The following is a 23,269-nucleotide window of genomic DNA, read 5'->3' as shown; positions in this document are numbered from 1 at the left end:
GACTAGTGAGATTAATTGTCTACTTTATTAGACAAATTGAGGCAAGCATGACGAGCGAGATCTCTCCCGAGCAGCGGGCAAGAAAGCGGGCGCTGGATGTTTTGGCGGCGGCGCCGGCCAAGGCGTTGGCCGAACGCTGGGCCGCGTTTGGCGAACAGCCGCAGCATCAGCGTATTCGCGGGCCGGAGACCGGTTTGGTCATGATCCGCGGCCGGGCGGGCGGCGGCGGGGCGCCGTTCAATCTTGGTGAGGCGAGCGTGAGCCTGGCCAGTGTCCGGATTGTAACCGGGGAAGTCGGGCACGGGTATTGCCTGGGGCGCGACCTCGATAAAGCCGAGGCCATCGCGGTGATCGACGCGCTGCGCCAGCGCGATGCCGGTCGGGTGGATGCTGAAATTATCGCGCCTTTGGAGGCACTTGCCGCTAAAGCCGATACAAAGAAGCGCGATGAGGTGGCGGCCACGCGGGTCGATTTCGTCACCATGGTGAGAGGGGATAACTGATGCTGTCCCATGATTTTGGCGCCGGTTTTGCCGATCCGGTGCGCGATGCGCAGGCGGTTTTCAGAGCCATCCTCGACGCCTTCGCGAACCCCGGAACCCCGCAAAACCTGCCCGCAATCGATACTGAGATGGGGAGATTGGGTAGCATTACGTTAACGCTGACCGACCACGACACGGCGATCTGGCTATCGCCGGCGCACGACACGGACGCCGTGCGCGGGTTCGTCGGGTTTCATACCGGAGCCAGCATTGTCGCCGATCCGGCCAAGGCCACCTTTGCGTTTGTGGCGCGCGGCGATGCGCTACCCGATCTCGCTCGGTGCAATCTTGGAACACAGGAATATCCGGACCGCTCGACGACGATCGTCGCCGAAATGTCGGCGCTGAGCGGTGGGTCGCTGCTGGTGCTGCGGGGGCCAGGCATTCGCGACACACAGGAGATTAGCCCCATGGGTCTGCCCGGGGACTTCGTCGCGCAGTGGCGCGAAAACCGCGAACTGTTTCCGCGCGGGATCGACCTGTTGCTGGTGGCCGATGGCAAGGTGATCGGCTTGCCGCGCTCGACCCGGATTGTGGAGGCTTGAATGTACGTTGCTGTTAAGGGCGGCGAGGCCGCTATTGCCAATGCGCATCGCCTGCTGGCGGATCGGCGGCGCGGGGATCGGTCGGTGCCGGCGCTGCGGCTCGACCAGATTGTCGAGCAGCTTGGCCTCGCGGTCGATCGGGCCATGGGCGAGGGTTCGCTTTATGACCGGGAGCTGGCGGCGCTGGCGCTGTTGCAGGCGCGGGGCGATCTGATCGAAGCGATCTTTCTGGTGCGGGCCTATCGCACGACGCTGCCGCGGTTTGGGTATTCGGAGCCGATCGATACCGGGGCGATGAAGATCGAGCGGCGGATATCGGCGACGTTCAAGGACTTGCCGGGCGGGCAGATGCTGGGGCCGACGTTTGATTATACGCACCGGCTGCTGGACCCGAGCATTGTCGGCGAAGATGCCGAAGTGCCGGCGGTTCGCGAGGGAGACGAGGAACAGGCGCCACGGGTGACGGATCTGCTGGGGCGGCAGGGGCTGATCGAGCCGGATGGCGAATTGCCCGAGGGGCACGAGGTTGGCGATCTGACGCGCGAGCCGCTCGATTTTCCTCTGAACCGGGATTTGCGACTGCAGGCGCTCGCGCGCGGCGACGAGGGCTTTCTGCTGGCGCTCGGCTATTCGACGCAGCGCGGCTATGGGCGGACGCATCCCTTTGTCGGCGAAATCCGCATTGGCGAGGTGGAGGTCGAATTCGACATTCCCGAACTGGGCTTTGCGGTGAGCCTGGGACGCGTTCGCGTGACCGAGTGCCAGATGGTCAATCAGTTCAAGGGCTCCGCAGAAATCCCGCCGCAGTTTACGCGCGGCTATGGGCTGGTGTTTGGGCAGGCGGAGCGCAAGGCGATGGCTATGTCGCTGGTCGATCGGGCGCTGCGGGCCAAGGAGTTTGGCGAAGATATTACGGCGCCGGCACAGGACGAAGAGTTCGTCATTTCGCACTCGGACAATGTGCAGGCGACGGGGTTCGTCGAGCATCTCAAACTCCCGCACTATGTGGATTTCCAGGCGGAGTTGGATTTGATCCGGCGGATGCGGGCGGAGTTTGAGGGGAAGCAGGAGGCGGCGGAGTGATGTTCGTTTTCCAGAATGCCGGCCCTTCCTCCGCCGACACCACCGGGCTTGTCCCGGTGGTCCATGGGATGTGGAAGCACCCGATGGATTGCCGGGACAAGCCCGGCAATGACGAAGAAGGGGAGGTTTCGTGGGTAGCAAACAGAGGTAGCCGCTTTCGCGGGAATGACACCGTGATGTTGGGAGTAGTCCAATGAAAGCCGTCGCGAATTACAATTTTGCTTATCTCGACGAGCAGACCAAGCGGATGATCCGGCGGGCTATTTTGAAGGCTGTCGCCATTCCTGGCTATCAGGTGCCATTCTCGTCGCGCGAAATGCCGATGCCTTATGGTTGGGGCACGGGCGGGGTGCAGGTGACGGCGTCGATCATTGGGCCGGACGATGTGCTCAAGGTCATCGACCAGGGGGCGGATGATACGACCAATGCGGTGAGTATCAGAGCGTTCTTTGCCAAGGTGGCGCGGGTCGCGACGACGACGCATACTGCCGAGGCAACGATCATTCAGACGCGGCATCGTATTCCGGAGCGGAAGCTCGAGGCGGGGCAGATCCTGGTTTATCAGGTGCCTATCCCCGAGCCGCTGCGCTTTCTCGAGCCGCGGGAAACCGAGACGCGAAAAATGCATGCGCTCGAGGAATATGGGCTGATGCATGTCAAGCTCTATGAGGACATTGCGCGGCATGGGCGGATTGCGACGACCTATGCTTATCCGGTCAAGGTCGAGGGGCGGTACGTGATGGATCCGAGCCCGACGCCGAAATTCGATAATCCGAAAATGCATCGGAGCGAAGCGCTGCAGCTGTTTGGGGCCGGGCGTGAGCACCGGATTTATGCGGTGCCGCCGCATACAGATGTCGTGAGCCTCGATTTCGAGGATCATCCTTTTGAGATCCAGCATTTCGAGGAGCCCTGTGCGCTGTGTGGGGCGGAGGGGGTCTATCTCGACGAGGTCATTTTGGATGACCGGGGCGGGCATATGTATGTGTGCTCGGATACCGACCACTGCGAGGAGCGGCGGGACGCGGGGTTTGTTGGGGTTCTGGGGATGCAGGAGGCTGCGGAATGAGCGACGAACCGCTGCTCAAGGTTAAGAACCTGACGAAATATTACGGCGCGCGACTTGGTTGTGCCGATGTCAATTTCGAGCTTTATCCGGGCGAAGTGCTGGCTATCGTTGGCGAGAGTGGGTCGGGGAAGACGACGTTGCTCAGTACGCTTTCGGCAAATCTCGAACCGACGTCGGGCGAGGCGCTTTACCGGATGCGGGATGAGAGCTGGCGCAATATTTATGAGCTTTCCGAAGCCGAGCGGCGGTTTCTGACGCGGACGGATTGGGGCTTTGTGCATCAGAACCCGGCCGATGGGCTGCGGATGACGGTATCGGCGGGTGCCAATGTCGGTGAGCGGCTGATGGCGGTTGGGGATCGGCATTATGGCCGCATTCGCGACACGGCGCTGGATTGGCTGGGGCGCGTGGAGATTGCGGCAGATCGGATCGACGATCAGCCGCGCTCGTTTTCGGGCGGGATGCGGCAGCGGTTGCAGATTGCGCGGAATTTGGTGACCGGGCCGCGGCTCGTGTTCATGGATGAGCCGACGGGTGGGCTCGATGTGTCGGTGCAGGCGCGGCTGCTGGATTTGTTGCGGCAGCTAGTTGGGGAGCTTGGGCTTTCGGCGATTGTCGTGACGCATGACCTAGCGGTGGCGCGGCTCTTATCGCATCGGATGATGGTGATGAAGGGTGGGCATGTGATCGAAGCCGGGCTCACCGACCGGGTGCTCGATGATCCCCGCGAGCCTTATACGCAGTTGCTGGTCAGTTCGATCCTGCAGGTTTGAGCATATCAGTTTCTAGCACCGGCCTGCGCCTCCCCCTCGACGGGGGAGGTTGGGAGGAGGTGCGGGAGCCCGGATATCGTGGCTCTCATCCCCCCTCCCTGACCCTCCCCGCATGGGGGAGGGTGTCGACTGACACATCGGAGTTCGAAAAATGACCGCTCTATCCGTCAGAAATCTGGCGAAGACTTTCACCATGCACCTTCGTGGAGGCCTCAGCCTGCCGGTGGTGGAGAATGTAACCTTTGCGGTCAGTGCCGGCGAATGCGTTGTGCTGGGTGGGCCATCGGGGGCGGGGAAGTCGTCCATTTTGAAGATGGTCTATGGAAATTATGGGGTCGATCGCGGCGCGGTGATGATCGCGCATGACGGCGCCTTGGTGGATTTGGCGAGTGCCGATCCGCGTACGGTGCTGACTTTGCGGCGCGATGCGATCGGCTATGTGAGCCAGTTTTTGCGGACGGTGCCTCGGGTTTCGACGATCGATGTCGTGGCGGAGCCGCTGGTGGTGCGTGGGGTCGATAAGGCCGAGGCGCAGCGGCGAGCGGGGGAAATGCTGGCGCAGCTCAATCTGCCGGAGCGGCTATGGGAGCTGCCGCCGGCGACGTTTTCGGGCGGTGAGCAGCAGCGGGTCAATATTGCGCGCGGTTTTATCACGCATCACCCGGTGCTGTTGCTCGACGAACCGACGGCGTCGCTCGATGCGGCCAACCGCGCCGTGGTGGTCGGCATGATCGCGCAGAAGAAACGCGAAGGGGTCGCGATGCTCGGGATTTTCCACGATGAAGAGGTTCGGGCGGAGGTGGCGGATCGGATCGTCGATGTGACGGGCTTTGCGCCGAAGGTGGCCGCATGACCCGGCTTGGCGACACACCATCTATTCATCCGACGGCGCAGGTGAGGGATTCCGAACTCGGGCGTTATGTCGAGATCGGAGCGGGCTCGCATGTGAGCCGGTCCAAGATCGGCGACTATTCCTATTGCGTCGAGAACACGCAGATCGCTTACGCGGACATCGGAAAATTCGCCAATATCGCGAGCCATGTGCGGATTTATGCGTCCATGCATCCGATGGAGCGGGCTTCGCTCCATCACTTTACCTATCGCTCGGCCTGGTACTTTGAGGGCGAGGAGGACGACCAGGACTTTTTCGACTGGCGCGCCAGCAATGGCATTCGCATCGGGCACGATACCTGGATCGGGCATGGGGCGGTGGTCATGCCGGGGGTGACGATCGGCAATGGGGCCATCATCGGGTCCAATGCCGTGGTGACCAAGGACGTGGCAGATTTTGCCATTGCCGTGGGTGTGCCGGCGCGGACGATCAGGCAGCGGTTTTCCGATGATGTGGCGTCAAGGCTCGATGCGATGAAGTGGTGGGATTGGAGCCACGAGAAACTGCATCAGGCGCTGCCGGATTTTAGGGCGCTGGGGATCGAGGCGTTTTTGGAGAAGTATGAGTGACCCCCACCTAGCCTCCTCCCCTCAAATTGCTCCACTGGAGCAATTTGCCCTACGGGACGTTTTGGAGCCTGGTAGGGGGAGGGATCTGGTCGGTGGCTCACTGACGTTAAGGCAAGCTCGATGCGTCCCTCCCCCTACCAGGGGGAGGTCGGGTGGGGGATTGCGCGCCAACCCACGGCGCACCGGTGAATAGTCATGGAACCGTCACCGATCATACATGGGGGCGTTACACGCGCGCTTTAGGTGATCCCCATCTGAAATGGCTGGGGCGCCGACATGCTCAAGATTTCGCACGTTACACGACGCTTCGGTGACAAGGTCGCCGTCGATGATGTGACGCTCGAGATCCCGCAAGGGCAGATGGTGGGCATTATCGGCCGCTCGGGCGCCGGCAAGTCGACGCTCTTGCGCATGATCAACCGGCTCAACGATGTGTCGTCGGGTTATATCGATTATGACGGGGTGCGCACCTCGGAGCTCAAGGGCAAGGCGCTGCGGGCCTGGCAGCGCGATTGCGCCATGATCTTCCAGCAGTTCAACCTCGTGCCGCGGCTCGATGTCATCACCAATGTGATGCTAGGGCGCCTCAACGGCCGCAATCCCGTGCTGAATCTCCTCCAGGTGTTTTCGCCGGACGAGCAGTTCGAAGCGTTGAAAGCGCTGGAGCGGCTCGATATCGCGCAGACCGCGACGCAATGGGCGCAGACGCTTTCCGGTGGGCAGCAACAGCGCGTCGCGATTGCGCGGGCGCTGATGCAGAAGCCGAAGATGATCCTAGCCGACGAGCCGATCGCCTCGCTCGATCCGCGTAATGCGCAGATCGTCATGGATAGCCTGCGCGACATCAATGCCGAAGGCATCACCGTCATCACCAATCTCCACACGCTCGATACGGCGCGCGCTTATTGCGAGCGGATCGTCGGCATGGCCGCGGGCAAGGTGGTGTTCGACGGCACGCCCGACGAGCTGACGACCGATGTCGCTCGCACAATCTATGGCGCCGATGGCTTGAAGGAGGCCTTTTCCGAAAGCCTGACCTCAACCGCGATTGCGCCGGTAAGCATCCTGCCGCGCACGCCGACCAACGCGCAGCAGGCACCCTGAAACTCGGCCCCTTTTTCAAGAAAGCCGAGATTACCCAAACGCGTCACCAAAGGAGACCTCCCGTGTCCGCGATCCGTAAACTGCTTCTTGCTTCCGTCGCGCTTTCCATGTCGACCGCAGCCTTTGCCCAGGACGGCCTCGTCCTCCGCATCGGCCTTGATGGCGGCGAAAACGAAGCTGACCAGCTCCGCCGTTCCGAATGCGTTGCCGAGCCGCTGAAGGCTGCAACCGGCGCTACCGAGGTCCAGTTCTTCCCATCGCCGGACTATAACGGCGTGATCCAGGGCCTTCTCGGCGGCACCATCGACATCGCCATCATGGGCGCTTCGTCCTATGCCGCGATCTACCTGCAGGATCCGGAAGCCGTTGACCCGGTTCTGACCACGCAGCAGGAAGACGGTTCGACGGGCTACCACACGATCATGGTTGCACGCTCGGATTCGGGCATCACCGATCTGGCTTCGACCAAGGGCAAGAAGCTCGGCTTTGCCGATCCGGACTCCACCTCGGGCTACCTGATCCCGTCCGTCGCCCTGCCGGCCGACCTCGGCATGCCGATCGCTGAATTCTACAGCGAAACCGGCTTTGGCGGCGGCCACGAAAACCTCGTGCTCGGCGTTCTCGACGGCACTTGGGACGTTGGCACCACTTTCGGTTCGGGCCAGGGCGACTTCTCGGAGGGGTATACCTCCGGCAACCTCCGCATCATGGTCGACAAGGGCCTCCTCGACATGGACGACCTCGTCGAAGTCTGGCAGTCGCCGATCATCCCGAACGGCCCGCTGATGGTGTCGAACAAGCTGCCCGCCGACATCAAGGAAAAGGTCACCGCCATGTTCAAGGCGCTGCCCGAGACCGATTTCGAATGCTTCGATGCATTCACCGCCGGCGGCTACACCAACTTCGTCGACGCCGACCAGACCATGTACCAGACGATCATCGACGCCCGTAAGTCAGTTATCGGCGGCTGATTTTTTGATCTTTAGCCGCGGTCGCAAACTGCCACCGCGGCTTTCACACATGCGATGTCTTCCCCGCGCAGGCGGGGATCCATCCTGAAATCTCAAGATGGGCCCCGGCCTTCGCCGGGGTGACATCCAGTTGGTGGGGGCGCCGCGCCTATGGCAGACATCGGTCATCAATCCGGACTTTCGCCCGCCGGCGAAACTATCCTGCGGCATTATCGCAGCCAGGTGATGACGCGCCGGGTCTATTCGGTGATCGCCGTCCTCGGCATCATCATCGCGCTCTTCGCGGCGATGAGCTATGCCAATGCGGCGAACTCGGGGAAGTTCTTTGAACGCCTTCCCTATATGTTCGACTTCATCAAGAATTTTCTGCCGCGCGATCCGTTCGAGATCTTTCGCGCCATGTTCGGCCTCGAGTCACCCTTTTTCGATGGCTCGGCCAAATATGACTACACCTCGTCCAACATCTATTTGACCGACAGCTTCTACATCCCGAACTTCGTTTATCAGCTGTTGGTGACGGTCAATATCGCCGTGGTCTCGACCATTATCGGCGGGTCGCTCGCCTTTGTGCTCTGCTTTTTTGCCGCGACCAATCTCGTTGGCGCGGGACCGGTGCGCTGGGTGGTGCGGCGCATCATGGAAATCTTCCGCGCCTTTCCCGAAATCGTCGTGGCCGGACTTCTTACTGCCGTCCTTTCCATCGGGCCGATCGCGGCGATTGCGGCGGTGTCGCTGCATACGATCGGCGCGCTCGGGAAGCTGTTTTTCGAAGTCGTCGAGAATGCCGACATGAAGCCCGATGAGGGGTTGAAGTCGGTGGGGGCGAGCTGGCTCGAGCGCGTGCGCTTTGCCATCGTCCCGCAGGTCATGCCCAATTTCGTCTCCTATGCCCTCTTGCGCACCGAGATCAATGTGCGCGCTTCGACAATCATCGGCGCGGTGGGTGGCGGCGGGATCGGCGAAGTGTTTCGCCTCTCGATCGGGCGCGATTATGCGGCTCAGACCTATGCCATCATCATCCTGCTGCTCGTCACCATCATCGCCATCGACCAGTTTTCGGGCTGGCTGCGGCGGCGCCTAGTGGGTGACCAGAGCTTTGATTTCGGAAAGGCGAGCGTTTAAAAATGTCGGCGATCAGTGCTGCCGAGCGCGCTCGGCTCGAAAACAAGTTCCCCGAGGTGTTCAAGACCTCGTTCTTCAAGCGCCATGGCCTTGTGTTCGGCATTGCGCTGACGCTGGCCTATCTCGTTTTCTGCTGGTTTTTCTTCAATGTCGGCCCTGCCCTTTCCAACGGCAAATGGGACCGCGCTTCTATTTATGTGCAGGACTGGTTCTCATGGCGCGCCCAGCCGCGGCTGCGCTTTGGCGAGGATGGCGTCGTCACGCCCCAATGGTCGAGCCGGGCCCAGTATCCGGCTAATGCCACGATCGACTGGCTGACCCCGAATGCCGATGGCAGCATGACTGTTACCTTCGGTAGTCAGGCCGACCGGCTCGACATCACGACGCAGCAGGTCGATGTCTATCTCAATGGCGAAGTCTGGCCCGTGACGATCACGGCGGATGCGGCGCTGGCGCCTGAAGGCGCGCCGGCAGCGATCCAGCAGGATCGGCAGAAGGTGGTTGTTGATTTCGGGTTCGAAGGGCAGGCCGAGATCCGCGCCAACCAAGTTGCGGTGCAGCGCCGGTTCTTCGGCTGGGCCAATTTCCTTTACGATCCGAAATCCCCGCTCTGGGGTCACGATCTCTTCTCGACCATCGGGCTGATCCTTTCGGGCGACCGGATCAATCCCGAAATGAGCAATGCAAGCTATGTGCTTGACCAGTGGCTCAACAACCAGGCCTGGCAGCATGGCGACATTCTCGTCAAACTGCTCCAGACCCTGGTCATGGCGTTTGTCGGCACGCTGCTTGCGACCCTCCTCGCCTTCCCGCTTGCCTTTATTGCGGCGCGGACCATCACGCCCAACCGGGCGGCCAACTGGGGGATGAAGCGGTTCTTCGACTTCATCCGCTCTGTCGACATGCTGATCTGGGCGCTGTTTTTTACTCGCGGCTTCGGGCCAGGGCCAATCCCGGGGATCGCCGCGATATTCCTCACCGATACCGGGGCGCTCGGAAAAGTCTATGCCGAGGCGCTGGAAAACGTCGACGACAAGCAGCGCGAGGGCATGAAGTCAGTCGGCGCCAGCCCCGCCGCCGTCAACCGCTATGGCGTCGTGCCGCAGGTGGCGCCGGTGTTCGTATCGCAGTCGCTCTACTTCTGGGAATCCAACACCCGTTCGGCCACCGTTATCGGTGCAGTCGGCGCCGGCGGGATCGGCCTGAAACTGCTCGAAGCCATGGGCACCAATTCCGACTGGGACAAGGTTGCCTATATGGTGCTGCTGATCCTTTTCGTCGTCTTCCTGTTCGACAATCTTTCCAACGCTATCCGCTCGCGGCTGATCGGACCGGGAGCGCATTGAGCCGATCAGGAGCGTGCGCTGAACGGATTGTCCTTGAAGAGAACTTCGCGATCCTGGGTAAAATTGGCAAGGAGCGGAATGGCCGCGCCGCCGAGGGCACGGGCGCTGGTGCCCAACGTGCCTTCGACGATCGTAAAGGCCGATAGCCCCTGTCGATTGCTCTCCCCGAGTGCATCGCGCGTCGCCCCGATGATCCGCGCGCGCACGGCAGAAGGCACGGCGCCATCGATGACGACGGTCTCGACATCGATTACCGCAACGGCCGAGAGGATGGCATTGGCAAGATGATGGGCCACCTGCCCGATCCACCGATCGAGCGCCGGACCAAGATCGTCGCCCCAATCGTCGGGGGATTGCCAGAGAATCTCGGCACGGCGACCCTGCCGGATGAGTTCACGCTCGAGCACATAGATCGAGGCGACATTCATCAATTGCGCCGCGTGCCCGCCCTGTCCCGATCCTGCCGGCATCGACCCCAGGGCGCCGGCATTGTTGGTGCGGCCCGGAAACAGATGCCCATTGAAGACGAGCCCGCCGCCAATGAACGAGCCGATGAAGATATAGAGATAATCGACATATTCGGCGCCGCGGCCGAACATCAACTCGGCCGCGCAGGCTGCGGTGATGTCGTTGTAGAAATAGACCGGCCAGGGACAGGTTTTGGCCAAGTCGGCGCGAATGTCGGTCTTGCGCCAGACATCGATGTCTTCGCGCGGCGCCCCTATTTCCTCGGGCCAGGTCCACATCTCATAGGGGGAGGCGATGCCGAGCCCGGTCACGCGCGCCAGCACTTCCGCGGGCAGGTTCGCCTGGAGATCGGCGAGGCCCTTCTCGGTGAACGCCCGGATGATGGCGGGCGTGGGATAGGCATAGGTCTGGTGAAGAAAACGCTGCACCTCTCCAGTGAAGTTGATCAGCGATAGATCGACGCTCCGGCGCCCGATCTTGAGGCCGATCGAATAGGCGCCTTCTGGATTGAGCGAATAGGGGACCGAAGGCTGGCCGACCTTGCCACGCACTACCGCCTCGCGCCGCAAGAGCCCATCGTCTTCGAGCTGATTGGCGATGATGGAAATTGTTTGGGGCGAGAGCCCGGTCATGCGGGCGATATCGGCCTTTGGCAGGCTGCCGTGGCGGCGTACCAGCGATAGCACCAGGCGCTCGTTGTAAAGCCGCACGCCGCTCTGGTTCGTGCCGCGGCTGAGGTCGTCCGACCGCCCCCTGATCGTCCTGACGGCGCCAGCCACTTAATCTACCTCCGCCTGCTGCTACCCCCGCCTATCGCAGGTTGTGTCAAAATGCCAGCGGCTCTGCCGCTATCAAACGTCAGCATTTGCCGCCCTGTCAATTAATAAATCCATCGGATTAATTTATTGACAGGCGCTTTTGAGCGTGATGATCATCGCCTTCAAGCAGGGCGGGAGGAGACCGAGACCTGCTGAGCTGGCCCGACCGGACAAACCGGCGCGCCCAGGAGGAGAACACATGAACAGGTTATTCAAAGCCGCTGCAGCGGCCGCCTTGCTGTGCACTCTCGTAGGCGGAACTGCTGCCTATGCACAGGATATCGTGGGACTGATCACCAAGACGGAAGGCAATCCCTTCTTCGTCAAGATGCGCGAAGGCGCTGAAGCCAAAGCCAAGGAACTCGGCCTCGAGCTGCGCACGTTCGCGGGCGATTTCGATGGCGACAACGAAAGCCAGATCGCGGCCATCGAGAGCCTGATCGCCGCCGGCGCCAAAGGCTTTGCCATCGTGCCCTCGGATTCCTCGGCTATCGTGCCGACCATCCAGCAGGCGCGCGATGCCGGGCTCCTCGTCATCGTGCTCGATACCCCTCTCGATCCCATGGACGCGGCGGACGCGACCTTTGCAACCGACAATCGCCAGGCCGGCCGGCTCATCGGCCAATGGGCTGCCGGCACGCTGGGCGACAAGGCTGCCGATGCCAAGATCGCCTTCCTCGACCTTGCCACCAACCAGCCCACGGTCGACTACCTGCGCGACCAAGGGTTCATGGAAGGCTTCGGGATCGATGTGAAGGACCCGAACAAATATGGCGATGAAGACGATGCCCGCATCTGCGGCCATGAAGTGACCGCCGGCTCCGAAGAAGGCGGCGTCACCGCCATGGAAACGCTGCTGCAGCGCTGCCCGGACATCAATGTCGTTTATGCCATCAACGAACCGGCCGCAGCGGGCGGCTATCAGGCGCTGCAGGCAGCCGGGGTGGAGAATGTGCTGATCGTTGCTGTCGATGGCGGTTGCCCGGGCGTTCAAAACGTCAAGGACGGAATCATCGGCGCCACGGCGCAACAGTATCCGCTCGACATGGCCTCGCTTGCTATGGAGGCGATCGCCAAGTTCGCCAAGGATGGCACCAAGCCTGAAGTCGATCCCAAGCTCGGTTTCTATGACACGGGCGCGCGCCTCGTGACCGACAAGCCGGTGGCGGGTGTGGAATCGATCGACACCGCCGAAGGCGCCAAGCTCTGCTGGGGCTAAGTCCCATTCTCCCCTCCCCGGCCCTTTGTCGGGGAGGGTTCTGTTCAGACCCAATCCAGCGGAGAGCCTCGGCATGAGCGATGACGCCACCGGTTCGGCCACGGCGGAGCGCGGCCTCGGCAATGCCAGTCACGGCGTTGCCAGTTTCGATGAGGACGCCCCAAGCCCCCTGCGCCGCATCCAGCAGTTCTTTCACCAGAATCCCACCGCCATCCCGGCGATCATCCTGATCGTCGCCGTGGTCATCTTCGCCTTCGTCACCGGCGGCAAGTTCTTCGGCGCGCTCAATCTTTCGCTGATCCTGGCGCAGGTGACGCTGATCGCCCTTCTGGGCACGGCGCAGACGCTCGTGATCATCACCGCTGGCATCGATCTTTCCGTCGGTGCCATCATGGTTCTGTCTTCGATCATCATGGGCAAGCTCGCGGTCGACTATCAGGTGCCCGTCGTCCTGGCCTTTCCCATCGGTCTCCTGACCGGCCTTCTCTGTGGCCTTGCCAATGGCATCCTCGTGACGGCGCTCAAGCTGCCGCCCTTCATCGTGACGCTCGGCACCTGGAGCATCTATGGCGCCCTGATCACGCTTGTTTCCAACGCCGCGACGATCCGCTCACAGGCGCTCGACCAGTTTGCGCCCTTTCTCAAGTCCATGGGGGCGCGCATACCCGTCGGGGGCGGTGCCTTCCTGATGTATGGCTCGATCCTGATGATCGCCGTCGCGGCGCTCGTCTGGTATATGCTAAGCCGCACTGCCTTCGGGCGCCACGTCTACGCCATCGGCGACGATTCCAATGCGGCCCGGCTTTCGGGCATCCAGGTCAACCACACGCTCGTCGGCGTCTATGCGATTGCCGGGCTCCTTTGCGGCATTGCCGGCTGGGTGCTCATCGGTCGCGTCGGTGCCGTTTCGCCTCTCGGCAACCAGACGGCAAACCTTGACGCGATCACCGCTGTGGTTATCGGCGGAACGTCGCTTTTTGGCGGGCGCGGCTCGATCGTCGGCACGCTCTTCGGTGCGCTGATTGTCGGGGTCTTTGATTCGGGCCTGTCGCTGACCGGCGTCGATCCGCTCTGGCGGCAGTTGACCGTTGGCGCGCTGATCATCATCGCCGTTGCTATCGATCAATGGATCCGGAGGGTTTCGGCATGAGCGAACCCGTACTCGAGGCCCGTGGCCTCACCAAGCGCTATGGCCGCGTCGTGGCGCTCGACAATGCCGATTTCGATCTTCGGGAAAACGAGATCCTGGGGGTCATCGGCGACAATGGCGCTGGCAAATCGACCCTGATCAAGGCGCTCTGCGGCGCCGTCGTGCCCGATGGCGGCGAAATCCGGCTCGGGGGCAAGACGGTGTCCTTCCGCTCGCCGCTCGAAGCCCGGCTTGCCGGGATCGAGACCGTCTATCAGGACCTGGCGCTCTCTCCGGCCCTCTCGATTGCGGACAACATGTTCCTGGGCCGGGAACTGAGAAAACCAGGCATCATGGGATCGGTGTTTCGGGGGCTCGACCGCACGAAGATGCAAAAGATCGCCCGGGAAAAGCTCTCGGAACTGGGGCTGATGACCATCCAGAACATCAACCAGGCCGTGGAAACCCTCTCCGGTGGCCAGCGCCAGGGGGTAGCCGTGGCGCGGGCAGCGGCCTTTGGCAGCCGCGTCGTCATCATGGACGAGCCGACGGCGGCCCTTGGGGTCAAGGAAAGCCGCCGGGTGCTCGAACTCATGCTCGACGTCAAGCGGCGCGGGCTGCCGATCGTCCTTATTTCGCACAACATGCCCCATGTCTTCGAGGTCGCCGACCGCATCCATATCCACCGCCTCGGCAAGCGCATCGCCGTAATCAACCCCAGGGATTTCTCGATGTCCGATGCAGTGGCCATCATGACCGGCGCCATGAAACCTCCGGCGGGCGTGGAGGCCTAGATGGATCTGGGACTAAAGGGCAAAGTCGCCGTCATCACCGGCGGCACGGTCGGCATCGGCCTGGCGGTGGCCGAGGGCTTGGCGGCCGAAGGCGCACATGTCGTGCTTGTCGGCCGAAAGGCGGATCGCGCACATGAGGAAGCGACGCGCATTGCCGGACTGCACGGCGTCGAGGCGATTGCCATTCCCGCCGATATCGCAACGAGTGCCGGATGCGATGCTGTCATAGCGGGGGCCAGCGAGAAATTCGGCGGCGTCGATATCCTGATCAACAATGCCGGCACCGGATCGAACGAGACCATCGAGGAGGCCGAAGACGCCAAGTGGCAGTTTTATTGGGACCTGCACGTGATGGCCGCGGTGCGCCTTGCCCGCGGCTTTGTGCCGACCATGCGCCAGCGCGGCGGCGGGGTCGTCCTCAACAATGCTTCGATCTGCGCCGTGCAGCCGCTTTGGTATGAGCCGATCTACAACACCACCAAGGCAGCCTTGATGATGTTTTCAAAAACGCTCGCCAATGAGGTGGTCAAGGATAATATCCGGGTCAACACAATCAATCCCGGCCTCGTCCTCACGCCCGATTGGGTCAAGACGGCCAAGCAGATTGCCGGGGAAAGCGGGTATGAAGCTCATCTCCAATCGGTCGCCGACGAGGCGGGCGGCATGAAGCGCTTCGCAACGCCTGAGGAACTGGCGAACTTCTTCGTCTTTCTCTGCTCGAACAAGGCGAGCTACTCGACCGGCTCGACCTATTTCGTCGATGGCGGCTGGCTCAAGACCGTCTAGAAGGCCGCCATGCGGTTTCGCACTTGCCCGAGAAAGCCTTTGAGGCCGGCCGGGGTCACATTGTTCATGTCGTAAAGCGCGAGATAATCGGGCCGGGTGCGGAACGTCGCCCAGCCCCAGCGCATGGCGATGCGCCGCGGCGGATCGCCCATGACCCATGTGCGCCAGCGATTGCCGCCATAGGTGGTGACAAAGGCGACCTTCTTGATGTTGGTGAGGCATGGCACGAGCTTGCCGCGGTCCCCACCGCCTTCCATGGTGAAGGACACGCCGGGCACGAAGATGCGATCAAAATAGCCTTTTAGGATGGCAGGATAGCCATAGTTCCAGACCGGATGGACGATGACGAGGGCTTCGGCGGCCTGTAGCCGATCGACATAGGGTTTTATCGAAGGAGTAAGGTTGCCCGGCACGTCATGATAGGCAAGGCGCTCTTCGCGCGTGAGGACGGGGGTAAAACCATCCGCATAAAGATCGAGCGCATCGACCTCATGCTCGGCGCTCTGCAATCCCTCGATCGCCGTGCGAAAAAGCGTTCGATTGAAGCTTGTCTCGACCGGATGAGCATGGATGACGTGAACGCGCATCAGGCGGCATGCACCGGATTAAGACCATCGAAGAGCCAAGCCTTGCCGGAGGAAAAATCGAAATCCGGGTTTTCCCAGGCGATCATCTTGCCGGGGTTGAGAATGCCCTTGGGGTCCGCTTCCTTCTTGAACTCCAACTGCTTCTGGTCCGTCCGCTTCATCCCGCCCTCTTCGAGCGTAAACCGGTGCGGATTGAAGACGTCGCAGCCGTTTTCCTCGTGGATGCGAATGATCTCTTCGAGCCGTTCCTCGCTCGTGTAGCGCACCATCGGCAGGCCGGCATAGGTGATCAGTCCATCCTGCCGCGTCATCTCGATATGCATGGGCAATTCGTCGCCCAGAATGTCGACGATTTTTTTGACATGTTCCAGCGTCGGATAGCGTGTCTGGAGATATGTGATCGACGGATCGACCTTGAGCGCGCGCAAGGTCGTATGGTTCCAGGCGAGCTCATAGATCGGCGGCAGGCGCTTCAATTCTTCATCGCTTGCCTTGTCGGCGCGATAAAGCATTTCGCCCTTGTGATGCGCGACAAAGAGCGCCAGCGCTTCGACCGAAACCGGGGCGACCATGATCAGGACAACCGATTGCCCTTCCTTGATATAGGGCTTGTGGCGGTTGAAGAACGCTTCCGGAATTGGCGCGGCACAGGGCGAGAGTTCCTTGAGGAGTATCCCGTCTTGCCGCGCGAGCTTTTCGGAAAACGCTGCCGCCTCCATGAAATCGTCGAAGCCGACCATGACGTCGATCCAGTCATGCGCCTCGGTCAGCGGCATCTCCGCTTCGACGATGATGCCATTGGTGCCATAGGCGTGCGCGACCTTCAAAATATCTTCGCCGACAAGATCGAGCTCCCGCGGCTCCGCCTCGCAGGTGATGATCTTCAAACCAAGAATAGAACCCAGGGCCCGCAACCCACCCCAGCGGATCGACCCGACCCCGCCCGAGCCGCCAGCGATGAAGCCACCGAGGGAGGCCATGCGATAGGTCGAAGGATGAAACCGCAGCTCGCCGCCCACTGCCGCCTTGGTCTCGTGATCGAGCTTTTCGAGCACCGCGCCAGCTTGCGCCCGCACGCGATCCTTCTTGATGTCGAGCACCTTATCCATGTTCATCAAGTTGAGCATCGCCCCGCCCGAAAGCGGCATGGCCTGCCCATAATTGCCCGTGCCCGCCCCACGCGGCGTAATCGCCACGCCATGCTTGAACGCAGCGCGCAGCACGGTCTTCACTTCCTCATTGCTGCGTGGCGACACCACCACCTCGGCCGTCACATGGTCGAGCTTGGCCTTGAGCACGGGCGAATACCAATAATGGTCGCGGCTGCGCTGCTGCACGATGCGCGGATTGTCTTCTTGCGGAATGTCGCCGAGTTCGGCGCGGAAAGCGGCAATGCTCATGATTGGCCCATCAAGTCGTCAAGTTCACGATAATCGGGAAGGGTGGTGTCGATCGCCTGTCCGGCACGGATGACGGTGCGGTCGACCTGGGGCCGCGACATCAGTTCGGTCCAGCTGCGCCCCTTGAAGAGAACGAGGTCGGCCGGCGCCCCTGCCGCCAGTTCACCCTTGTAACCAAAGCCGGCAATGGCAGCCGGATCGGCCGAGACCACCCGCGCCCAGCCAAAAGCTTCAGCTTGCGGATGATCGAAATGCAAAATCCGCGCCCCCTCGCGAAACACTTCAAAGCCGTCGAGATCGCCATAGGCGTAAAAGGGGTCGCGCGTATTGTCCGAGGCGATGGCAACTTTAACGCCCGCCGCCTTGAGTTCATTGACGAGAGTGACGCCGCGCCAGCGCGGTGTCCGCACGCCGTCACTATTGTCGCGATCTTGCAGATACATGTTGCACATCGGCAGCGAGACCACGGCAATCCCCGCGCGCGCCACCTTATCGATGACGCGTTTGGCCGTTTCGTCGTCCTGAACGGCGAGCGAACAACAATGCCCCGCTGTCACCGAACCGGTAAAGCCGCTTTCGATGACTGCATCGGCGAGGCATTCGAGCGCATTAGCTGCCGGGTCCGGACTCTCGTCGGTGTGGAGATCGATATCGAGCCCGAGCGTGCCCGCAATCTCCACTAACTTCCGCATGATCAGCGGATTGTCCGGATGCACAGCAGTGGAGCCGCCAAGGATGCCGCCCGCCGCCTTGGTCGCTTTCGCGACGGCCCGAAGCTTGTCCGCATCAAGGATCGTATCCGGACCCATGAGGCCGGCGCCCTGGAGTTCAATCCGCCCGGCCCAGCGCGCGCGCATGGCTGAAAAAACGTCCCAGGTGATTTCGTGCTGCGGCGGCGCCATGTCGAGATGGGTGCGGATCGCTGCCGTCCCATGCGCATAGGCACAGCGCAGCGAAAAATCCATGCGCCGCTCGACGTCCCTCGCGGCCCAATTGGCTTCGCGATCGGCGAGCACGGCCAGCAACGCTCCCATCCAGGTGCCGTCCGGGTTTTCCTTTCGCGGCCAGATGTGTCCCTTGTCGAGATGGGTATGAAGATCAACCAAGGCAGGCAGGACGATATCGCCGCGCATGTCGATCTTTTGTGGCACGGTCGCCGACCCTGCCGTCCCGATCGCGACGATCTTGCCGTCGGCGATCGAGAGATCGACCTTTCTGAGCGCACCCGAAGCAGGCTCGCCCACGACCGAAGCCGGCACGCCGGCATTGACGATGGCATAGTGGCCATGGGCCGGAACCGACAAACTCAAAGCCGATACCTCCCCGCCAGCACGGACGCCAGCCGTCCACGCAATCTGGCAAGATCGAGAAGGCGTCCTTCCCCCTTCACCCAGGAAAGAGGTGCCGGAGCGTCATTGCCGGGCGGAACATCCACACTCGGCGGGATAGGGAGCGGCGCCGCCCATCCCATGAAGATTGCTTGTACGTTCACCTTCAATTCTCCCGCTTGAGCGCGCTTTCGTGCCAGCGATGCAGCATGGCCCAGGAAATCAGCGAAGTCAGCGTGAAGATCGCGACGCCCGTCACCATGAGCAGCACCAGCGCCGCATAAAGCCGCGGATAATTGAGGCGATAGCCGGATTCGAGCAGACGAAATGCCAGCCCCGACCCCTTGCCGGCCGAACCCGCCGCGAACTCGGCGACGACTGCAGCGATCAGCGAAAGACCGCCACCGATCCTGAGGCCCGCGGCGAAATAGGGTAGCGACGAGGGCAGTTTGAGATGGATCAGCGTCTGCCAGCGGCTCGCGCCATAAAGCTCGAAGAGGTTGAGAAGGTTATGGTCGACGCTTTTGAGCCCGGCGACCATGTTCGAAAGGATCGGAAAAAAGGCGACGACGAAGGCGCAGGTCAGCAGCGCTGATTGCGTATCGGGCATGTAGATGATGAGGAGCGGCGCGATGGCGATCATCGGCGTCACTTGCAGGATCACCGCGAAAGGAAACAGCGCAAGTTCGATCCAGCGGCTCTGCACCAGGATGATGGCGAGGCCGACCCCGCCGATAAGCGCGATCCCGAGCGCCATCATGGTGATCCGCAGGGTGACGAGCAGCGATGGCGCGAGCGTGCCCCAATCAGTAAAGAGCGCATTCACCACATCGAGCGGCGCCGGCATTATATAGCGCGGCACCTGGTTGATCATGATATGCGCCTGCCAGGCGGCGATGGCGAGCAGCACCATGAAGACCGGCACGACGATCGACAAGACGCGCTCGCCGACGCTCGAGCGGCTGACCGGAATGACGACCTGGCTGTCGGTGCCGGCCTCGGTCGAGGCCTTGTCGAAGGAAACGGCGTCGCTCATCTGGCCTGGGCTCCCCGCATGATGGCTTCCTGAAGCGCGCGCGACACGGTGTCCGTCGTCGCGCGATATTCTTCGGAAGTGCGATAATGTTCGTCGCGCACTGCCGAGGTTTCAAGCGGCAGGTCGGCATAGACCTGGCCGGGCCGGGCCCGCATGACGACGATGCGATTGCTCAGAAACGCGCTTTCGAACACCGAGTGCGTCACGAAGATCACCGTGATGCCGGTTTCGCGCCAAAGCCGCAGCACGTCGTCATTGAGCTTCTGGCGCGTGATTTCATCGAGCGCCGCAAAAGGCTCATCCATCAGCAAAAGCTTTGGCTTGGTCACCAGCGCCCGCGCGATCGAGACGCGCATCTTCATGCCTCCCGAAAGCTCGCGCGGATAGGATTTGGTGAAATCGGCAAGACCGACGGAAGCCAGGACTTCCATGATCGCAGGATGGGCATCGGCCTTGGAAACACCGCGCAGGCGCAGCGGCAGATAGACATTGCCCCACACCGTCTGCCAGGGCATCAGCGTCGGCTCCTGGAACACGAAACCGACATCGCCTTCCGGCAGGCCCTTCTTGCTGATCTTGGACGATGGCCAGTCGATCGTGCCCGAACTCGGCGCGCCGAGGCCGGCGATGATGCGCAAGGCCGTCGATTTGCCGCAACCGGAAGGGCCGAGCAGGCTCAAAAACTCGCCGCGCTGCACATCGAGCGACATGTCCTTGAGCGCCAGAGTGCCGTTTGAAAAGAGCTTGCCGACATGTCGCATCGACACGACAAGCTGGGAAGCGTTGGATGGCGCCGCTGTTGCTGGCGCGGAAATCGTCAGGTCAGTCAAAGCAATCGCCCATTCTAGGGTCGGAGCGGCGCGGACGACATGCCCGCGCCGGGATCGGGATTTTACTTGAAGAGGTCGACGCCAAGACCCTGGCAGACATATTCGGTCGTATAGGCCTGGGTGACATCGATCCCGGCTTCGAAGACGCCGGCGGTGACCATGGAGTCGTAGAAAGTTTTCCAGCCTTCATCGGTCATGCAGCCGATGCCCTTGGTTTCGGCATCGCCGGAAACGGCAATCCCATATTCCTTCATCTTCTCGATGCCATAGGCGATCTGGTCGTCGGTCATTTCGGGATTGTCGGCCTTGATCAGGTCGTTGGCGGCTTTGTTGTCGCCATAAAGGTAATTGGACCAGCCGATGATCGTGGCCTCAACGAAGCGCTTGGCGATATCGGGATGCTCGTCCACCCAGGGCTTCATCGCTTCAATCGTCGTCGAATAAGGCGCATAGCCATTGTCGGCGAGGAGCCAGACATCGGGCGCAAAGCCGGCTTCACGTTCGATGGCCAGCGGCTCGGACGTCAGGTAGCCCTGCTGGATCGCCATGTCGTCGGCAAGGAAAGAGGCGGGATTGAACTGGTAGGGTTCGTATTTTTCGTCGACGAATTCGGGCCATTTCGACTTCATCCAGGTGAAGTAGCCGGTAAACCCATCAGCACTGAGGATATATTTGCTGGCGCCGGCGAGTTCGGGGAAGGTCGCGAACTTGCCCGGATGCGACATCAGGATCTGGGGATCCTTCTGGAAGATCGCGGCCAGCGTGATGGTCGGAATGCCTTCCTTGACCGCGTTGATCGCGCCGGTGGCGCCGCCCATGTAGAATTGCACCTGACCCGAAACAAGCATCGGCCGGCCCGGCGATTGCGGCCCGCCCTGCATAATGGTGACGTCGAGTCCGTATTTTTCGTAAGTGCCGTCGGCCACGGCTTGGTAGTAGCCGCCATGTTCGGCCTGGGCGAGCCAATTGGTCGCGAAGGTGACCTTGTCGAGTTCCTGGGCCGAGACCTGCGTCGCGGCGAGCGCCATGACGGCGACGATCGTCGATTTGAGTGTTGCGTGCATCTGCTGCGTTCCCTGTGCCCCGTTTCCCGGGCTTGATGAGTTGGACGATCTCCTTCGCCCTGACCTCCACCATTCCGCATCGCCGGGCCAAATGGAACTCAAAAAATAGGCAGCCGAAAAGAATGCCTGCTATGCATGCAGAAAATTCATTTTGGGTCTGGTCAAGCGCTTTACTGCTGACTAGCATTCCCCGCGCAAGCTTTGGATAACCATGATCACCGCGCTCAGCCCCCAGGACATCCACCCGCCTTTTGCGCCCTATAGCCATGGCATCGTCGTGCCACCCGGCCAGCGCTTGGTTTTATGCTCAGGGCAGCTCGGGATCGCGGCAGACAGGACGGTCCCGCCAGATTGTGCCGGACAAACAAAACTCTGCTTTGAAAATATCGCGGCTATCCTGCGCGAAGCCGGGCTCGGCCTTGAACACATCATCCGCATCAATGCCTATGTCACCGGGCGCGAGCACCTGCCCGACTATATGGGTGTGCGGAACGCACTTTTTGCCGCGCCCTATCCCGCCTCGACGCTGATGATCGTCTCCGGCTTCGCCCGGCCCGAATTCGTCGTCGAGATCGAAGTCATCGCCGCCGGCCCCGCCTGAGGAATTTTATGATGCGCAAGATCTGGTGGACCGATTTTTCGGCCAGCGAATTCGAAGGGATTGACCCGGAAAAGACCATTGCCATCCTGCCCATCGCGGCGGTGGAGCAGCATGGCCCGCACCTGCCGGTGGGCACCGATACGATCATCAATACCTCGATGCTCGAACTTCTGGCCGAACGGGCGCCCGCCGATCTCGACCTGCGCATCCTGCCGGTTCAGGCGATCGGCAAATCCAACGAACATATCTGGGCCAAGGGCACCATCACCCACACGGCCACCAACCTGATCGATGGCTGGACGCAGATCGGCCTTGAAATTGCCCGTGCCGGCGTGAAGAAACTGATCTTCATCAACTCTCACGGCGGCAACGAAGAAATCATGGGCATCGTCGCGCGCGAGCTGCGGGTTCGCGCCGGCATGCTCGCGGTCAAGAGCGGCTGGCGCTTCACCCCGCCCGATGTCCTGACCGATCTCGAACGGCGTCACGGCATCCATGGCGGGGATTCGGAGACTTCGCTCGTTCTTCACTTCAAGCCGCATCTGGTCGACATGACCAAGGCGCAGAATTTTGTGTCGATCGCGGCGCGGGACGAGCAGCAGTTTCAGTATCTGCGCCCCACCGGCGCCTTTGGCCATGTCTATGCCTGGATCGCCTCGGACATCAATCCATCGGGCGCTGTCGGCGACGCGAGCGCCGCAACGGCCGAAAAAGGGCGCGTGATTGCCGAAGCCAATATCGCAGGCATGATAAATGTGCTGCGTGAGATGGTCGCGATGCCGCTGCCGGGAAAAGCAGCGGACAACTGAGCGGCAGCGACCAGCTCTCCAAAAGATCAGCGCCGCTGCGTCCTGCTCAAGCCGACGACCGGAGCGTTTTTGGCACGAGGACGTTAGCCTCGACACGCCAGGCATTGTCTGTGCCCTGGCAGCAAGAGGAGGCTCCAATGGCCGTCTATACGAGCAATGAAGACCACCAGCCCAAGGGCGACCACAACCGGCGCCTGGCGCTTGGCATGGACATCGCGGTTTTTGCCGCCGAAGCCGGGCTGACCCAGGAACAGGTGCACGACTACGAATTCAGCGCCATCGACCACGAATTCGATGCGGCAGTGGCCGAAAAGTATGAAGCTGCACTCGAACGGCTCGAAGCCAACCCACCCGCGACACAGCGCGTGCGCAATCAGTAAGGCC

General features: G+C 61.6%; 25 protein-coding genes. 18 read left to right on the top strand and 7 right to left on the bottom strand.

Going from position 1 to position 23,269, the window contains the following annotated elements; genetic code table 11:
• The first annotated feature begins 47 nt into the window (after positions 1 to 47).
• The 11 genes from phnG (at position 48) to phnE (VW35_RS11335) (ending at position 10,016) form a co-directional block, all read left to right on the top strand.
• Complete coding sequence (phnG, locus tag VW35_RS11390; RefSeq protein ID WP_046143183.1) at positions 48 to 503, top strand: phosphonate C-P lyase system protein PhnG; 456 nt, start codon at positions 48 to 50, stop codon at positions 501 to 503.
• On the top strand, positions 503 to 1,087 hold the full coding sequence (gene phnH, locus VW35_RS11385) for a phosphonate C-P lyase system protein PhnH (protein WP_046143182.1): 585 nt from the start codon (positions 503 to 505) through the stop codon (positions 1,085 to 1,087). The genes phnG and phnH overlap by 1 nt, the downstream gene beginning before the upstream one ends.
• Positions 1,088 to 2,170, top strand: a complete 1,083-nt coding sequence (locus VW35_RS11380; RefSeq protein WP_046143181.1) for a carbon-phosphorus lyase complex subunit — start codon at positions 1,088 to 1,090, stop codon at positions 2,168 to 2,170.
• 193 nt (positions 2,171 to 2,363) lie between these two features.
• Positions 2,364 to 3,239, top strand: coding sequence for an alpha-D-ribose 1-methylphosphonate 5-phosphate C-P-lyase PhnJ (locus tag VW35_RS11370; protein ID WP_046143179.1), 876 nt, complete (start codon positions 2,364 to 2,366; stop codon positions 3,237 to 3,239).
• Positions 3,236 to 4,012: a phosphonate C-P lyase system protein PhnK gene (gene phnK, locus VW35_RS11365; protein ID WP_046143178.1), complete on the top strand. Its 777-nt coding sequence runs from the start codon at positions 3,236 to 3,238 to the stop codon at positions 4,010 to 4,012. Before VW35_RS11370 ends, phnK begins: the two co-directional genes overlap by 4 nt.
• A gap of 151 nt (positions 4,013 to 4,163) precedes the next feature.
• Complete coding sequence (gene phnL / locus VW35_RS11360) at positions 4,164 to 4,865, top strand: phosphonate C-P lyase system protein PhnL (RefSeq protein WP_046143177.1); 702 nt, start codon at positions 4,164 to 4,166, stop codon at positions 4,863 to 4,865.
• Complete coding sequence (locus VW35_RS11355; protein WP_046143176.1) at positions 4,862 to 5,473, top strand: DapH/DapD/GlmU-related protein; 612 nt, start codon at positions 4,862 to 4,864, stop codon at positions 5,471 to 5,473. Before phnL ends, VW35_RS11355 begins: the two co-directional genes overlap by 4 nt.
• Before the next feature lie 276 nt (positions 5,474 to 5,749).
• Complete coding sequence (gene phnC, locus VW35_RS11350) at positions 5,750 to 6,577, top strand: phosphonate ABC transporter ATP-binding protein (RefSeq protein WP_046143175.1); 828 nt, start codon at positions 5,750 to 5,752, stop codon at positions 6,575 to 6,577.
• 62 nt (positions 6,578 to 6,639) lie between these two features.
• Positions 6,640 to 7,548, top strand: a complete 909-nt coding sequence (phnD, locus tag VW35_RS11345) for a phosphonate ABC transporter substrate-binding protein (RefSeq protein WP_046143174.1) — start codon at positions 6,640 to 6,642, stop codon at positions 7,546 to 7,548.
• A 150-nt stretch (positions 7,549 to 7,698) separates the two neighbouring features.
• The gene (phnE, locus tag VW35_RS11340; protein ID WP_046143173.1) at positions 7,699 to 8,670 is read left to right on the top strand and encodes a phosphonate ABC transporter, permease protein PhnE; all 972 of its coding nucleotides are present in this window, start codon (positions 7,699 to 7,701) and stop codon (positions 8,668 to 8,670) included.
• Between the two features lie 2 nt (positions 8,671 to 8,672).
• Entirely contained in the window at positions 8,673 to 10,016 is a 1,344-nt protein-coding gene (gene phnE / locus VW35_RS11335) for a phosphonate ABC transporter, permease protein PhnE (RefSeq protein ID WP_046143172.1), read from the top strand.
• Between the two features lie 5 nt (positions 10,017 to 10,021).
• On the opposite strand, the gene VW35_RS11330 is transcribed toward phnE (VW35_RS11335), so the two are convergent.
• Positions 10,022 to 11,263 (bottom strand): ROK family transcriptional regulator, encoded by a 1,242-nt coding sequence (locus tag VW35_RS11330; RefSeq protein WP_046143171.1) that lies wholly within the window; start codon positions 11,261 to 11,263, stop codon positions 10,022 to 10,024.
• 238 nt (positions 11,264 to 11,501) lie between these two features.
• On the opposite strand from VW35_RS11330, the gene VW35_RS11325 reads away from it, so the two are divergent.
• The 4 genes from VW35_RS11325 to VW35_RS11310 all read left to right on the top strand — a co-directional run bounded on the left by VW35_RS11325 (position 11,502) and on the right by VW35_RS11310 (position 15,230).
• Positions 11,502 to 12,521 (top strand): sugar ABC transporter substrate-binding protein, encoded by a 1,020-nt coding sequence (locus VW35_RS11325; protein WP_046143344.1) that lies wholly within the window; start codon positions 11,502 to 11,504, stop codon positions 12,519 to 12,521.
• Between the two features lie 73 nt (positions 12,522 to 12,594).
• Positions 12,595 to 13,671 (top strand): ABC transporter permease, encoded by a 1,077-nt coding sequence (locus VW35_RS11320; protein ID WP_046143170.1) that lies wholly within the window; start codon positions 12,595 to 12,597, stop codon positions 13,669 to 13,671.
• Positions 13,668 to 14,444, top strand: a complete 777-nt coding sequence (locus tag VW35_RS11315) for an ATP-binding cassette domain-containing protein (RefSeq protein ID WP_046143343.1) — start codon at positions 13,668 to 13,670, stop codon at positions 14,442 to 14,444. Before VW35_RS11320 ends, VW35_RS11315 begins: the two co-directional genes overlap by 4 nt.
• Positions 14,445 to 15,230 carry an SDR family NAD(P)-dependent oxidoreductase gene (locus VW35_RS11310; protein ID WP_046143169.1) on the top strand — a complete coding sequence of 262 codons (786 nt, stop codon included), beginning with the start codon at positions 14,445 to 14,447 and terminating at the stop codon, positions 15,228 to 15,230.
• Here VW35_RS11310 and VW35_RS11305 read toward each other — a convergent pair.
• The 6 genes from VW35_RS11305 to VW35_RS11280 form a co-directional block, all read right to left on the bottom strand.
• Positions 15,227 to 15,817: an NAD(P)H-dependent oxidoreductase gene (locus VW35_RS11305; RefSeq protein WP_046143168.1), complete on the bottom strand. Its 591-nt coding sequence runs from the start codon at positions 15,815 to 15,817 to the stop codon at positions 15,227 to 15,229. The two genes, VW35_RS11310 and VW35_RS11305, sit on opposite strands and share 4 nt — an antisense overlap.
• A complete protein-coding gene (locus tag VW35_RS11300; RefSeq protein WP_425283768.1) occupies positions 15,817 to 17,220 on the bottom strand; it encodes an FAD-binding oxidoreductase in 1,404 nt (467 codons plus the stop codon). Before VW35_RS11300 ends, VW35_RS11305 begins: the two co-directional genes overlap by 1 nt.
• Complete coding sequence (locus VW35_RS11295; RefSeq protein ID WP_052951671.1) at positions 17,214 to 18,527, bottom strand: cytosine deaminase; 1,314 nt, start codon at positions 18,525 to 18,527, stop codon at positions 17,214 to 17,216. Before VW35_RS11295 ends, VW35_RS11300 begins: the two co-directional genes overlap by 7 nt.
• A 184-nt stretch (positions 18,528 to 18,711) precedes the next feature.
• Positions 18,712 to 19,581, bottom strand: a complete 870-nt coding sequence (locus VW35_RS11290) for an ABC transporter permease (RefSeq protein ID WP_083982693.1) — start codon at positions 19,579 to 19,581, stop codon at positions 18,712 to 18,714.
• Complete coding sequence (locus tag VW35_RS11285; RefSeq protein WP_083982726.1) at positions 19,578 to 20,342, bottom strand: ABC transporter ATP-binding protein; 765 nt, start codon at positions 20,340 to 20,342, stop codon at positions 19,578 to 19,580. Before VW35_RS11285 ends, VW35_RS11290 begins: the two co-directional genes overlap by 4 nt.
• A gap of 131 nt (positions 20,343 to 20,473) precedes the next feature.
• Complete coding sequence (locus VW35_RS11280; RefSeq protein WP_046143166.1) at positions 20,474 to 21,475, bottom strand: ABC transporter substrate-binding protein; 1,002 nt, start codon at positions 21,473 to 21,475, stop codon at positions 20,474 to 20,476.
• 211 nt (positions 21,476 to 21,686) lie between these two features.
• Here VW35_RS11280 and VW35_RS11275 point away from each other — a divergent pair, with 211 nt between their 5' ends.
• The 3 genes from VW35_RS11275 (at position 21,687) to VW35_RS11265 (ending at position 23,265) form a co-directional block, all read left to right on the top strand.
• On the top strand, positions 21,687 to 22,076 hold the full coding sequence (locus tag VW35_RS11275; RefSeq protein ID WP_046143165.1) for a RidA family protein: 390 nt from the start codon (positions 21,687 to 21,689) through the stop codon (positions 22,074 to 22,076).
• A gap of 8 nt (positions 22,077 to 22,084) precedes the next feature.
• The gene (locus VW35_RS11270; protein ID WP_046143164.1) at positions 22,085 to 22,885 is read left to right on the top strand and encodes a creatininase family protein; all 801 of its coding nucleotides are present in this window, start codon (positions 22,085 to 22,087) and stop codon (positions 22,883 to 22,885) included.
• A gap of 137 nt (positions 22,886 to 23,022) precedes the next feature.
• The gene (locus VW35_RS11265) at positions 23,023 to 23,265 is read left to right on the top strand and encodes a hypothetical protein (protein WP_046143163.1); all 243 of its coding nucleotides are present in this window, start codon (positions 23,023 to 23,025) and stop codon (positions 23,263 to 23,265) included.
• Positions 23,266 to 23,269: the final 4 nt, after the last annotated feature.

This window comes from Devosia soli, assembly GCF_000970455.1.
Taxonomy (GTDB): domain Bacteria; phylum Pseudomonadota; class Alphaproteobacteria; order Rhizobiales; family Devosiaceae; genus Devosia; species Devosia soli.
The sequence above is the reverse complement of the archived record's forward strand: the minus strand, read 5'-3'. Positions and strand labels throughout refer to the sequence as shown.

Bases quoted from the DNA above. Each gene is read 5' to 3' on its own strand.
- phnG (WP_046143183.1), top strand. From the start codon at position 48: ATGACGAGCGAGATCTCTCCCGAGCAGCGGGCAAGAAAGCGGGCGCTG.
- VW35_RS11275 (WP_046143165.1), top strand. From the start codon at position 21,687: ATGATCACCGCGCTCAGCCCCCAGGACATCCACCCGCCTTTTGCGCCC.
- VW35_RS11285 (WP_083982726.1), bottom strand. From the start codon at position 20,342: ATGCGACATGTCGGCAAGCTCTTTTCAAACGGCACTCTGGCGCTCAAG.
- VW35_RS11355 (WP_046143176.1), top strand. From the start codon at position 4,862: ATGACCCGGCTTGGCGACACACCATCTATTCATCCGACGGCGCAGGTG.
- VW35_RS11305 (WP_046143168.1), bottom strand. From the start codon at position 15,817: ATGCGCGTTCACGTCATCCATGCTCATCCGGTCGAGACAAGCTTCAAT.
- phnE (WP_046143172.1), top strand. From the start codon at position 8,673: ATGTCGGCGATCAGTGCTGCCGAGCGCGCTCGGCTCGAAAACAAGTTC.
- VW35_RS11380 (WP_046143181.1), top strand. From the start codon at position 1,088: ATGTACGTTGCTGTTAAGGGCGGCGAGGCCGCTATTGCCAATGCGCAT.
- phnE (WP_046143173.1), top strand. From the start codon at position 7,699: ATGGCAGACATCGGTCATCAATCCGGACTTTCGCCCGCCGGCGAAACT.
- VW35_RS11315 (WP_046143343.1), top strand. From the start codon at position 13,668: ATGAGCGAACCCGTACTCGAGGCCCGTGGCCTCACCAAGCGCTATGGC.
- phnC (WP_046143175.1), top strand. From the start codon at position 5,750: ATGCTCAAGATTTCGCACGTTACACGACGCTTCGGTGACAAGGTCGCC.
- phnH (WP_046143182.1), top strand. From the start codon at position 503: ATGCTGTCCCATGATTTTGGCGCCGGTTTTGCCGATCCGGTGCGCGAT.
- VW35_RS11270 (WP_046143164.1), top strand. From the start codon at position 22,085: ATGATGCGCAAGATCTGGTGGACCGATTTTTCGGCCAGCGAATTCGAA.
- VW35_RS11320 (WP_046143170.1), top strand. From the start codon at position 12,595: ATGAGCGATGACGCCACCGGTTCGGCCACGGCGGAGCGCGGCCTCGGC.
- VW35_RS11265 (WP_046143163.1), top strand. From the start codon at position 23,023: ATGGCCGTCTATACGAGCAATGAAGACCACCAGCCCAAGGGCGACCAC.
- VW35_RS11280 (WP_046143166.1), bottom strand. From the start codon at position 21,475: ATGCACGCAACACTCAAATCGACGATCGTCGCCGTCATGGCGCTCGCC.
- VW35_RS11290 (WP_083982693.1), bottom strand. From the start codon at position 19,581: ATGAGCGACGCCGTTTCCTTCGACAAGGCCTCGACCGAGGCCGGCACC.
- VW35_RS11370 (WP_046143179.1), top strand. From the start codon at position 2,364: ATGAAAGCCGTCGCGAATTACAATTTTGCTTATCTCGACGAGCAGACC.
- VW35_RS11310 (WP_046143169.1), top strand. From the start codon at position 14,445: ATGGATCTGGGACTAAAGGGCAAAGTCGCCGTCATCACCGGCGGCACG.
- phnL (WP_046143177.1), top strand. From the start codon at position 4,164: ATGACCGCTCTATCCGTCAGAAATCTGGCGAAGACTTTCACCATGCAC.
- phnK (WP_046143178.1), top strand. From the start codon at position 3,236: ATGAGCGACGAACCGCTGCTCAAGGTTAAGAACCTGACGAAATATTAC.
- VW35_RS11325 (WP_046143344.1), top strand. From the start codon at position 11,502: ATGAACAGGTTATTCAAAGCCGCTGCAGCGGCCGCCTTGCTGTGCACT.